This window comes from Stenotrophomonas sp. TWI819 (assembly GCF_039673075.1).
Lineage (GTDB): Bacteria > Pseudomonadota > Gammaproteobacteria > Xanthomonadales > Xanthomonadaceae > Stenotrophomonas > Stenotrophomonas rhizophila_B.
The window spans coordinates 295,283-307,385 of the sequence record NZ_JBDJKY010000003.1 but is presented as its reverse complement, the minus strand read 5'-3'; the positions used below and the strand labels follow the sequence as shown (position 1 = coordinate 307,385).

Below are 12,103 nucleotides of genomic sequence, written 5' to 3'. Positions count from 1 at the left end.
CATCGTTTCGACGCAATGATGCAGGTCAGGTGACCGCTTGATTGCTGCCACGATCGGGTGCTTCGAAACGATTGCTCCAGCCATCGCACGCAGACTCACGCGCCGATCGCGTGTGGGTTTCTGTCAGCAGCAACCTGACCCGATTGCGCCGACACTGTACGACGCCACCATAGGCCAGCGCCCGCCCGGCCAGTCGTTCAACGGCCGTGATCATGGTCGCTTCTGACAGAGGGCGTTCGGCGTCCAGTAAGCCTATCGTCACAAGTATCCCGCGCGACGGTCCATAACGACCACAGCGAGCGCGCACTTGGATTTGTCCGGACTCACTTTCCAGAAGTAACGAAACGGCATCGGTCATTGCACGGTAGGCGGCCAGCTGCAAGTCAACGCTCAACTGGCATGGGTCCCCCTCCAGCCTGGGTCGGGTAACCCGATGGGTGAGATCCCAGGTCTCGCGTACACCGCCAGCCTGCAGCGCGACATACAGGCCGAGCTGATCCAGTGCCGTCGGGTAAACCATGCTGGCCTGGGCCCGGAACTGGCGCGAATGTACAAGTGAGGTATGTAGCAGGCTGCCGGCAATGTCGTGGTGTCCTTGCAGCTTCAGCCAGTTCACAACTTCATTGAGAGATACATCCATGCCATCGCCGATTTTCCTTAGATGAAGTGCTCGCTCGCGTAGCCCCATTTCGCTTGCGACGTGTGAGCTTCTGGCGAGTTTGATGGCGATCTTTTCGCTATCGTCCCGGAGCCTGGAATGGTAGTAGAAGTGAGTAATGCGCGAGCCGAGGACAAGGAGTGCAATACCAGCGGTGGCCATGATTAACTGGGTGGTGAAGGTCGCAGGGTCGAAGGATGTCGGGTAGGGCTTTGGTGTAGTGAGCCCAATGACGAGGTTAAGAGCCGGCACCGCGATGGCGGCACCTCGCCATCCGAGCAGGCACGTCAGTGCGGTGGCAGGAAGCGCCATCAGGACGTGAAGGCTGGTTTTCACCGTGGTCGATTCTGCGGAGACCAGCGCTGCAGAGAAACCCAGGAAGGCCATCAAACTGAGTGCGGCGACTACTGGCTTGAAGAAGGTAGCTGTCCAGTCGGGCGCGCTGTGTCGGGTTGCCCAGAGCATGGCAAGCGGTGCCACCGTCAATATGCCGATGAAATCGCCCACGATGTAGCGTGCCAAGGCGGTGAGCACTGGCATCTCTGGTGGTATTGGCCAGAGCAGTTCGGATAGAAAGATATTGAGGGTCGTGACGACGACAGCAGATACAGCGCCAATCGAGATCAGCCAAACTTGTCTGGTCTCGGTCATCATCCTGCGGTGCAGTCGAACGACAAGTGCTACGGCGGGCATCAGGCACGCAGAGGCAACCACTACCCATGCCCAACCGTACTTCTCCACCAAGGGATAGCGCATCTGGGCGAAGTAGGCGTACTCACCCAGGATCAGATAGGGCCACAGTCGCGGCGGGCACAGAAGCAGGGCGGCGACGCGAACGCCGGCAGGCAGATAGAACTGATCCAGTGATACCTTGCGCGCGCCCCAGCAGGCGATGGCATAGATAACCGCGAGAACGAGCCCGATCGGCTCGATGCGCAGATTCAACTGAAGCCCGTCTTTCCACCAGTCCCTTAGCACCCGATCCCCCTGTTCGTGCCCTGCCGACGTCCCTGTGGAGCAATGCCGCGATCAACTTGGACGGTATCCATACGCGCGGGAATATGCAATTACGCAAAGGGCCAAGCGCGATGCCGAATACGCGTCTTCGAAGCAACTGCACGCTGGTTTAGCGTCCGATGCGTGATCGTTGTCCCACTTTGATCTTGGCATTGGTTAAGTCGCGGCTATGACGCAATTTCCACTCCTTGAAATTGCGTAACGTGTTAATAGCGCCGTGTGAAGGGCGGTTCCATCGGGTTGCCCGGACATTGGATGAGCGGCGCATGTCGTATCCGGTTCAGAGAGACAGCTGAATTGGCCCCGCTCCATGTCGCATTTCCACCGAATGCCCGTTAATCCCTCACCACAATGCGTCCCGCAGTTTGTACCAGGACATCGCCGCCACCAGCAGCGGCGTCCGCAGCATCCGTCCCCCAGGGAACGGCCGGTGGGGAATGCGTTCAAACACATCCAGGCGTTCGGCCTGCCCGGCGATGGCTTCGGCCAGCACCTGGCCCGCCAGGCCCGCGGCAGCGACACCGTGTCCCGAGAAGCCCTGCGCGAAATAGACATTCGGCGTCAGCCGGCCCCAGTGCGGGGCGCGATTGCGGGTAATGTCCACATACCCGCCCCAGACGTACTCCAGCTCCACATCGGCCAGCTGCGGGAACACCGCGCGCATGCGCCGGGTCATGACCCCGCGCAGACCCGGCGGGGGCAGGGCGGAGTAGCTGGCCTGGCCGCCGAAGAGCAGGCGGTGGTCGCGGCTGAGGCGGAAGTAGTCCAGTGCCCAGCTGACGTCGGCCACGGCCATGTCGTTACGGATCAGCGATTGCGCCCGTGCTTGCCCAAGGACCGCACTGGCACCGATATAGGTGCCGACCGGCATGATCCGCGATTCGAGCTCCGGCGCGATGCCCTCCAGCCAGGCATTGCCGGCGATCACCACGTGGTCGGCGCTGACCGTGCCGTGCGCGGTGCGCAGCTGCGGCCGGGGCCCGCGGATCAGCTGCAGGACCGGGGACTGCTCGTGGATCACCGCGCCGGCCGCTTCCGCGGCACGGGCCAGGCCCTGTGCGTAGGCCAGCGGATGCAGATGGCCGCTGTGGGGATCGAACATCGCCCCGCGATAGCGGGGGCTGTCCAGCTGCCCGCGCAGCTGCGTGCGGTCCCACCATTGCAGCGGATAGTCGTAGCGCTGGGCCAGATCGATCAGCCCGGCGCGCAGCACGCGCTCCTGACGGGGTTTGATCGGCACGCTGGCGTGGCCGTCGCGCCAATCGCAGTCGATCTGATGCCGGGTGATGCGGTCGCGCAGCAGGCGCATGCCGTCGCGCGAAAACTCGAACAGTGTCCGCGCGTCCTCGGCGCCGACCAGGTGTTCGAGCGTGTCCACTTCACAGCCATAGCCGACGATGGCCTGGCCCCCGTTGCGCCCGGAGGCGCCCCAACCGACCCGGTGGGCCTCCAGCAGCACGACGCGATAGCCACGCTCGGCCAGGGTCAGCGCGGCGGACAGGCCGGTGTAGCCGGCGCCGAGCACACAGACATCGGCCGTCAGGTCACCGCTCAGCGGCGCGCGCAACGCAACGGCAGGCACGCTGTCGGCGTACCAGCTGGGCGCATGCGCCTCGCCGGCGGCGGTCATGCCGGGCACCGGCGGGAAGAGGACAGGACAACAATCATGGACAAAGAATGCCAGCAACCGGCGCGCGGGACAGGGGGCAGTCTGTCGCAGCGGCTGCCGCCTGCGTGTGAGGGGCACGCGCGGCCGATGTGGCGCCGTGTTGCGCGACGTCTGCGCGGAGGGGTAACGTGGCTGCAGGTCATCCGAGCATGACGCATGGTCCCGCCCCCTTGGGTCGGTCTGCCCACCGACAGCACGATGCTGGGCCATCACCGCTTTGCGGCGGCAGGTGAAAAGTACATCCACGCGCTGGTCCAGGCGGCCGGGGTCACCCCGGTGCTGCTGCCCAGCCTGCGGCCGCCGTTGCCGGCAGCGCCTTGGTTGGACCGCCTGCAGGGCCTCCTGCTGACCGGGGCGGTGAGCAATATCGAACCGCATGGCCTGATCGAAGCCGCCCGCAGCACCGCGCATCGTTTCGTGCTCGGCGTGCAGTGGCATCCGGAGTGGCGGGTGGCCGACAATCCGTTCTATCACAGCATTTTTCACGCTTTCGGCGATGCTTGTCGCCGCAACTCTCTTACAGCAGACCGGTCATGACCACCCGAACGCGTTCGCGCAAAGCCGCCGCCCCCAAGCCTGTTCCCCAGGAGAGCACGCTGCTGCGCTGGCTCAAGGACCGGCGCATCACCGAGGTGGAGTGCCTGGTGCCGGACATCACCGGCAACGCGCGCGGCAAGATCATTCCGGCCGACAAGTTCTCGCACGATTACGGCACGCGCCTGCCGGAGGGCATCTTCGCCACCACGGTCACCGGCGAGTTCCCGGACGACTACTACGAGCTGACCTCACCGTCGGATTCGGACATGATCCTGCGCCCGGATGCCGACACCGTCCGCATGGTGCCCTGGGCGACCGATCCGACCGCGCAGGTCATCCATGACTGTTTCACCAAAACCGGCGAGCCGCATGAGCTGGCCCCGCGCAATGTGCTGCGGCGGGTGCTCAATGCCTATGCCGAACTGGGCCTGCGCCCGGTGGTGGCACCGGAGCTGGAGTTCTTCCTGGTCCAGAAGAACACCGACCCGGATTTCCCGCTGCTGCCCCCGGCCGGCCGCTCCGGGCGCCCTGAAACCGCGCGTCAGTCGTATTCCATCGATGCGGTGAACGAGTTCGATCCGATCCTCGATCTGATGTACGACTACTGCGATGCGATGAAGCTGGACGTGGATACGCTGATCCATGAATCCGGCGCGGCGCAGCTGGAGGTCAACTTCACCCACGCCAATGCGATGGATCTGGCCGACCAGGTGTTCCTGTTCAAGCGCACCATGCGTGAGTCGGCGATGCGCCACGGCATCTACGCCACCTTCCTGGCCAAGCCGATGGAGAACGAGCCGGGCAGTGCGATGCACATCCACCAGAGCCTGCTGCGGATCAGCGACGGTAGCAATGTGTTCACCGGTGAGCACGGCGGTGAGGATTTCAGCCCGTTGTTCGGCCATTACCTGGCCGGCCTGCAGAAGTACGTACCGGCGGCAATGGCGTTTTTCGCCCCGAACGTGAACTCCTACCGCCGGCTGATGTTCGGCGAGGTCTCCCCGAGCAACGTGCACTGGGGCTTCGACAACCGCACCTGCGGCTTGCGCGTGCCGCTGGATACGCCGGAGAACATGCGGGTGGAAAGCCGGTTCGCCGGCTCCGATGCCAACCCCTATCTGGCGATCGCCGCGACCCTGGCGGCCGGGCTGCTCGGCATCCGCGAGCAGGGCTCCCCGACTGCGCCGATCAGTGGCAGCGCCAAAGAGCTCGGTTATGACCTGCCACGCTCGCTGGGTGAGGCGCTGGACGGGTTGGAAGCCTGCCCGGAACTGCGCGAGATGCTGGGCGAGCGCTTCTGCCGTGCCTATGTGTCGGTCAAGCGCAAGGAATACGAGACCTTCTTCCGGGTGATCAGCTCTTGGGAGCGCGAGTTCCTGCTGCTCAACGTCTGACCCCGGGCGCCACGCCCGGCATGGCCGTGAGGGCCATGTGTGGGAAAATGAGGGCATGCCCGGTAGGCTGGCACCCGTTGTGCCGGTCCGGCCGGTTCCCCCCAACTCGCACCTGACCTGTGGAGAGTCCGATGAAGCTGCGAATCCTCACCCTCGGCATTGCCGTATCCGTGCTGACCGCCTGTGGCGGCGGTGACAAGCAGGACGACGCCAAGGTGCTGAACGTCTACAACTACAGCGATTACATCGCCGAAGACACCATCCCGAACTTCGAAAAGGCCACCGGCACCAAGGTGACCTACGACGTGTTCGACAGCGATGAGATGGTGGAGACCAAGCTGCTGGCCGGCAACAGCGGCTACGACGTGGTCGTGCCGACGCTGAACTTCTTCGGGCGCCAGATCAAGGCCGGTGTGTTCCTGCCGCTGGACAAGAGCAAGATCCCGAACCTGGCCAATCTCGACCCGAGCGTGATGCAGCGCATCGCACAGCAGGACCCGGGCAACGAATACGGTGTGCCGTACATGATCGGCACCACCGGCATCGGCTACAACGTGGAGCTGCTCAAGCAGCGCTTTGGTGGCAGCACCGACATCGCCAACAGCTGGGATCTGATCTTCAAGCCCGAAAACATCGCCAAGATGAAGGACTGCGGGATCACGATCCTGGATACGCCTTCGGACATGATCCCGATCGCGCTGCATTACCTGGGCGAAGATCCGCACAGCCAGGACCCGGCCACGCTGGAGAAGGCCGCCGCGCTGCTCAAGACCATCCGCCCGTACGTGCAGAACTTCCACTCCTCGCAGTACGTAGGCTCGCTGGCCAACGGCGGTACCTGCCTGGTGGTGGGCTGGTCCGGTGACATCATCCAGGCCCGTGACCGTGCGGCCGAGGCGTCCAACGGCGTGACCGTGGCGTACTCGATCCCGCGCGAAGGTGCCCCGCAGTGGTTCGACATGCTGGCCATCCCCAAGGATGCCAAGCACCCGGAGGAGGCCTACGCCTTCATCAACTACCTGCTGGAGCCGAAGGTCGCCGCGGCCAACACCAACTTCATCCACTACGCCAACCCGGTGACCACGGCCACGCCGCTGGTGGACGAGGCGATCCGCACCGACCCGACCATCTACCCGCCGGCCGATGTGGCGGCGAAGATGTTCACCTACTCGATCAACACGCCCGAGGTGGACAAGCTCTACACCCGGCTGTGGACCGAGGTGAAAACCGGGCGCTGACCGCCTCTGCGACGCCGGCCCCGTGCCGGCGTCGTCGTTTCAGGGGGTAGGACATGACGCGGCCACCACCGGTAAAATGGCATTCTCCCCCCGTCCCGCCGCCGCTCCCGGAGCCGCTGACCATGCCATTTGAAGCCAAGCCGGAAGGCGCGGTCCTGCCGGTCCTGGAACCGGGCTACCTGTCCATCCGCGCGCTGCGCAAGGAGTTCGACGGCTTCGTCGCGCTCGATGACGTCACCCTGGACGTGCGCAAGGGCGAGATCTTCGCGCTGCTCGGTGGCTCGGGCAGTGGCAAATCGACGCTGCTGCGCTGCCTGGGCGGCTTCGAGACCCCCACCCAGGGGACCATCGATCTGGACGGCCAGCGCATCAACGCACTGCCCCCGTACCAGCGCCCGATCAACATGATGTTCCAGTCCTATGCGCTGTTCCCGCACATGACGGTGGAGCAGAACATCGCCTTCGGCCTCAAGCAGGACGGCATGGCCCGCGATGCCATCAACCGCCGGGTCGGCGAAATGCTGGAGCTGGTGCAGCTGGGCAAGCTGGCCAAGCGCAAGCCGCATCAGCTCTCTGGTGGCCAGCAGCAGCGCGTGGCGCTGGCGCGGTCGCTGGCCAAGGGGCCCAAGCTGCTGTTGCTGGATGAACCGATGGGCGCGCTGGACAAGAAGCTGCGCTCGCAGATGCAGCTGGAGCTGGTCAACATCATCGAGACCACCGGGGTGACCTGCGTGATGGTCACCCACGATCAGGAAGAAGCCATGACCATGGCGACCCGGATCGCGGTCATGGATGCCGGCTGGATCCAGCAGGTCGGCAAGCCGGATGAAATCTACGAGCAGCCGGCCAACCGGTTCGTGGCCGAGTTCATCGGCTCGGTGAACCTGTTCGATGGCGTGCTCGATGAGGACCTGCCCGAATACGTCACCGTGCGCACGCCGCTGTTCCCCGCACCGATCTACGTCGCCCACGGCATCACCGGTTACGAAGGCCAGCCGGTGGCGTTCGCGCTGCGCCCGGAAAAGGTGATGATCGGCAAGGACGAGCCGGCCGGGGATACCAACAAGGCCCAGGGCGTGATCGAGGAGATCGCCTATTTCGGCAGCCACTCGGTGTTCCATGTGCGCCTGCCGAGCGGGGCCAAGGTGCTGTCCAATTTCGCCAACTCCCAGCGCTGGGCCAGCGATGGCCTGACCTGGGGTGACACCGTCTGGGTGCACTGGCGCGACAACGATGGCGTGGTGCTGACCTCATGACCGCGACCGGCTGGAAGCGCTGGCTCCCGGGCACGCGCGCCGGCGTGATCGCCGCGCCGTACCTGTGGCTGCTTCTGTTCTTCGCGGTACCGTTCGTGATCATCCTGATGATCTCGTTCGCGCGCACCCAGGTCGGCTCGCCGCCGTACACCTGGCTGCTGGAGTACGTGGATGGCGCCTTCTCGCTCAAGCTCAACCTCGGCAGCTACGCGGCCCTGGTCAAGGACAACCAGTACGCGCTGGCGTACCTGAGCTCGATCAAGATCGCGGTCATCTCGACCCTGCTCACGCTGCTGATCGGCTACCCGATGGCGTACGTGATCTCGCGGATGAGCCCGGCCGCGCGCAACGTGGCGATGATGCTGGTGGTGCTGCCCTCGTGGACCTCCTTCCTGATCCGCGTGTACGCCTGGATCGGCATCCTGGACCGTAACGGCCTGCTCAACCAGCTGCTGCTCAAGCTCGGCCTGATCGATGCGCCGCTGCAGATTCTGTACACCCCGACCGCCGCCTACATCGGCATCGTCTACTGCTACCTGCCGTTCATGGTGCTGCCGCTGTATGCCAACCTGGTCAAGCTGGACAACCGCCTGCTGGAAGCTGCCTACGACCTCGGCGCCAAGCCGTGGCAGGCCTTCGTGCGGATCACGCTGCCGCTCTCGCGCACCGGCATCATCGCCGGCTGCATGCTGGTGATGATTCCGGCGGTGGGGGAGTTCGTGATTCCGGAAATGCTCGGCGGGCCGGATACGCTGATGATCGGCCGCGTGCTGTGGGGCGAGTTCTTCAACAACCGCGACTGGCCCACGGCCTCGGCGGTGGCGATCGTGATGCTGGCCCTGCTGCTGGTGCCGATCCTGCTGTTCAACCGCATGCAGCAGCGCGAGCTGGAAGGAAAGCTGGCATGAGCATGGTGCGCAGCAACCGCTGGCTGGGCTGGAGCCTGCTCGGGCTGGGCTTCGCCTTCCTGTACCTGCCCATCCTGTTGTTGATGGTGTACTCGTTCAACGCCTCCAAGCTGGCCACGGTTTGGTCGGGCTTCTCCACGCGCTGGTACGGCGAGCTGTTCAACAACCGGCAGATCCTGGATGCGCTGTGGATCAGCCTCAAGGTCGCGTTCTGGACGGCCTGCGCGGCCACCGTGCTCGGCACGATGGCGGCGATGGTGATGACCCGCATGCGCCGCTTCCCGGGCAAGACCGTGTTCGGTGCGTTGATCACCGCGCCGCTGGTGATGCCCGAAGTGATCCTGGGCTTCTCGCTGATGACCCTGCTGGTGGCGATGGGCGGCATTCCCGGGTTCCCCAGCCGCGGCGTGACCAGCATCTGGATCGCGCATGTCACTTTCACCCTGTCCTTCGTGACGGTGGTGGTGTCCTCGCGCCTGCAGGAGCTGGACCGCTCGCTGGAAGAGGCCGCGATGGACCTCGGCGCAAGTCGGCTCAAGGTGTTCTTTCAGATCACCCTGCCGATCATCGCCCCGGCGCTGGTGGCCGGCTGGCTGCTGGCGTTCACGCTGTCGCTGGATGACGTGGTGATCGCCAGCTTCGTGGCCGGCCCGAACTCGACCACCCTGCCGATGAAGGTGTTCTCCTCCGTGCGGATGGGCATCAAGCCGGAGATCAATGCCTTGGCCACCTTGATGGTGCTGGCGGTGTCTATCGCGGCGGTGGTGGGCTGGTACATCACCTCCCGCGCCGAGAAACGCCGCCAGCGCGACATGCAGATGGCGCTGCAGGACCCCAGCTGAACGTCATCCCGATCCGGCAACATCCGGATCACGGGGCCGGGCGCACACTGCGGGTCTGACTTTTGGAGACCCGCGATGACCGCTGACATCATCAATCCCGCGACCGGCCAGATCACGTATCGCCATGAACTGCTCACCGCCGAGGGGGTCGAGCAGCGCCTGGCCGCGGCCGCCGAGGCGTTCCCGGCCTGGTCTGCGCGTTCGCTGCAGGAGCGCGGGGCGATCCTGCGCGCCATCGCTGCCCAACTGCGCCAGCGCAAGGGTGACATCCAGCAGGCGATGACCACCGAGATGGGCAAGCTGAAGGTGGAAGCGCTGGGCGAGATCGACAAATGCGCCGAGGCCTGCGAGTTCTATGCCGACCACGCGGCGGATTACCTGAAGCCGCAGCTGATCGACACCGAGGCCCAGCGCAGCTACGTGCGCTACGAGCCGATCGGCTGCGTGTTTGCGGTGATGCCGTGGAACTTCCCGATCTGGCAGGTGTTCCGCTTCCTCGCGCCCGCGTTCATGGCCGGCAATGTGGCCCTGCTCAAGCACGCCAGCAACGTGCCGCAATGTGCTGACCTGATCCTGGCGGTGTGCCGCGATGGCGGCCTGCCCGAGGGCGTGTTCGATGTGCTGCACATCGACAACGACCAGGCCGCCGAGGTGCTGCGCGACAAGCGGGTCAAGGCGGTCACCCTGACCGGCAGCGAGCGCGCCGGGCGGTCGATTGCGGCCAACGCCGGTGACCAGCTCAAGAAGTGCGTGATGGAACTGGGCGGCAGCGATGCCTTCGTGGTGCTGGACGATGCCGATCTGGACAAGACGGTGGCCGCAGCGGTGAAGTCGCGCTTCGACAACAGTGGCCAGACCTGCATCGCGGCCAAGCGCTTCATCGTGGTCGATGCGATCGCCGATGCGTTCGTGGAAAAGTTCGTCGCCGCCGCCGGCAAGCGCGTTTACGGCGATCCGCAGGACGAAAAGACCACGCTCGCGCCGATGGCGCGCGCGGACCTGCGCGACGAGCTGCACAAGCAGGTGCAGGACAGCATCGCCAAGGGCGCCACGCTGCTGCTCGGCGGTGAGCCGGTGGCCGGCTCGCACGCGGGTTACCCGGCCACCATCCTGGACAACGTGACGCCCGGCATGCCGGCCTATGACGAAGAACTGTTCGGCCCGGCCGCCGCGATCCTGCGCGTCCGCGATGACGCCGAAGCGCTGCGCGTGGCCAATGACACCACCTTCGGCCTGGGTGGCAGCGTGTGGACGAGCGATGCGGCGCGCGGCGAAGCCATCGCCCAGCAGCTTGAGTGCGGTGCCGCCTTCGTCAACGCCATCGTCAAGAGCGACGTCCGCCTGCCATTCGGCGGCAGCAAGCGCTCCGGCTTCGGCCGTGAACTCGCAGAACATGGCATCCATGAGTTCATGAACATCAAGACCGTTTACGTGGCTTGACTGCGTCTGGAGCCATAGCCCCCTTGGAGTTCAAGGGGGCGCGCCGACAGGCGCGGGGTTGTGGTGATGATGAGCCGGGGCCCGCGGTTTGCGCAGCAAAGCGTGGGGTGGATGCGCGAATGCGCAGCCGCGCTACCTACAACCAGCGCGCGCGCTTGAACAAGCGGTACAGCCCCACGCACACCGCACCCACGCCGATGATCATCGCCGGGTAGGCCCAGGGCTTGTCCAGCTCGGGCATGTGGGTGAAGTTCATGCCGTACCAGCTGGTGATCAAGGTCGGGGCGGCCAGCAGCGCCGCCCAGGCGCCCAGGCGCTTCACCGTCTCGCCCTGGGCCAGGGTCACCAGCGACAGGTTCACGCTCAGCGCGGTGCCCAGCATCTCGCGCAGGGTATCGATCACATCGCTGATCCGCACCGCGTGGTCGTGCACGTCGCGCAGATACAGCTTTACTTCGTCCGGCACCAGGTCACCCTGGTAACGCTTGATCTGCGAGAGCATGTCCTGCAGCGGCGCGACCGCCATGCGCATTTTGTTGAGTTCGCGCTTGAGCTCGTACAGCCGCACCACGGTGTGGCGCTTGTAGTTGTCGGAGAAGATGTCCTTCTCCAGCAGCTCCAGTGTGTCGCGGTAGCGCTGGGTGATCGGCAGGTAGTTGTCGACCACGAAATCCAGCACCGCATACAGGCAGTACGACGGGCCCATCGTGCGCAGCAGCTCCGGCTCGCGCTCCACGCGGGCGCGCGGCGCGGCGTAGGACAACGAGGCGCCATGGCGCACCGTGACCAGGAAGCGCGGCCCGAGGAAGGCGTGCGTCTCGCCGTACTGGATGCGCTCGTCCACCATCTGCGCGGTGGTCACCACCACGAACAGCGAGTTGCCGTAGGCCTCGACCTTGGGCCGTTGATGGGCGTTGCGCGCGTCTTCGATGGCCAGCGAATGCAGGCCGAATTCTTCCTGCAGCTTCAGCAGCACGCTGTCCTGGGGTTCGTACAGCCCCACCCACACGAAGCCGTTGTCGCTGGCGATCACATCGCTGATCGCATCCAGGCTGATGTCGTGGCGCTTGCCCTGGTCATCGTAGTGAACGCAGTTGATGACGCAGGCGGGGTTTTCGGGTGTGACGGTATCCATGGCGGGCAT

Annotated in this window: 10 protein-coding genes; 7 read left to right on the top strand and 3 right to left on the bottom strand. The window is 65.0% G+C overall.

All coding sequences use genetic code 11. The features are described 5' to 3' along the window. Nucleotides 1-25: 25 nt before the first annotated feature. Together ABE463_RS06230 and ABE463_RS06225 are read right to left on the bottom strand one after the other, a co-directional pair. Nucleotides 26-1,603 carry an MASE1 domain-containing protein gene (locus tag ABE463_RS06230; RefSeq protein WP_346467556.1) on the bottom strand — a complete coding sequence of 526 codons (1,578 nt, stop codon included), beginning with the start codon at nt 1,601-1,603 and terminating at the stop codon, nt 26-28. 415 nt (nt 1,604-2,018) lie between these two features. Beyond that, nucleotides 2,019-3,305, bottom strand: a complete 1,287-nt coding sequence (locus ABE463_RS06225; protein ID WP_346467555.1) for an FAD-binding oxidoreductase — start codon at nt 3,303-3,305, stop codon at nt 2,019-2,021. Between the two features lie 195 nt (nt 3,306-3,500). On the opposite strand from ABE463_RS06225, the gene ABE463_RS06220 reads away from it, so the two are divergent. From ABE463_RS06220 to ABE463_RS06190, 7 genes are all read left to right on the top strand, one after another. Next, a complete protein-coding gene (locus tag ABE463_RS06220; protein ID WP_346467554.1) occupies nt 3,501-3,881 on the top strand; it encodes a gamma-glutamyl-gamma-aminobutyrate hydrolase family protein in 381 nt (126 codons plus the stop codon). Beyond that, nucleotides 3,878-5,275, top strand: coding sequence for a glutamine synthetase family protein (locus tag ABE463_RS06215; RefSeq protein WP_121041625.1), 1,398 nt, complete (start codon nt 3,878-3,880; stop codon nt 5,273-5,275). Before ABE463_RS06220 ends, ABE463_RS06215 begins: the two co-directional genes overlap by 4 nt. Before the next feature lie 131 nt (nt 5,276-5,406). Then, nucleotides 5,407-6,513, top strand: a complete 1,107-nt coding sequence (locus ABE463_RS06210) for a polyamine ABC transporter substrate-binding protein (RefSeq protein ID WP_346467553.1) — start codon at nt 5,407-5,409, stop codon at nt 6,511-6,513. Between the two features lie 122 nt (nt 6,514-6,635). Further along, nucleotides 6,636-7,769, top strand: a complete 1,134-nt coding sequence (potA, locus tag ABE463_RS06205) for a polyamine ABC transporter ATP-binding protein (RefSeq protein WP_070426989.1) — start codon at nt 6,636-6,638, stop codon at nt 7,767-7,769. Beyond that, nucleotides 7,766-8,677: an ABC transporter permease subunit gene (locus tag ABE463_RS06200; RefSeq protein ID WP_259260210.1), complete on the top strand. Its 912-nt coding sequence runs from the start codon at nt 7,766-7,768 to the stop codon at nt 8,675-8,677. The genes potA and ABE463_RS06200 overlap by 4 nt, the downstream gene beginning before the upstream one ends. Then, on the top strand, nt 8,674-9,519 hold the full coding sequence (locus tag ABE463_RS06195; protein ID WP_121041633.1) for an ABC transporter permease subunit: 846 nt from the start codon (nt 8,674-8,676) through the stop codon (nt 9,517-9,519). The genes ABE463_RS06200 and ABE463_RS06195 overlap by 4 nt, the downstream gene beginning before the upstream one ends. Nucleotides 9,520-9,594: 75 nt before the next feature. Continuing rightward, on the top strand, nt 9,595-10,959 hold the full coding sequence (locus ABE463_RS06190) for an NAD-dependent succinate-semialdehyde dehydrogenase (RefSeq protein ID WP_346467552.1): 1,365 nt from the start codon (nt 9,595-9,597) through the stop codon (nt 10,957-10,959). 136 nt (nt 10,960-11,095) lie between these two features. On the opposite strand, the gene ABE463_RS06185 is transcribed toward ABE463_RS06190, so the two are convergent. Further along, nucleotides 11,096-12,094, bottom strand: coding sequence for a magnesium and cobalt transport protein CorA (locus tag ABE463_RS06185; RefSeq protein ID WP_176989565.1), 999 nt, complete (start codon nt 12,092-12,094; stop codon nt 11,096-11,098). Nucleotides 12,095-12,103: the final 9 nt, after the last annotated feature.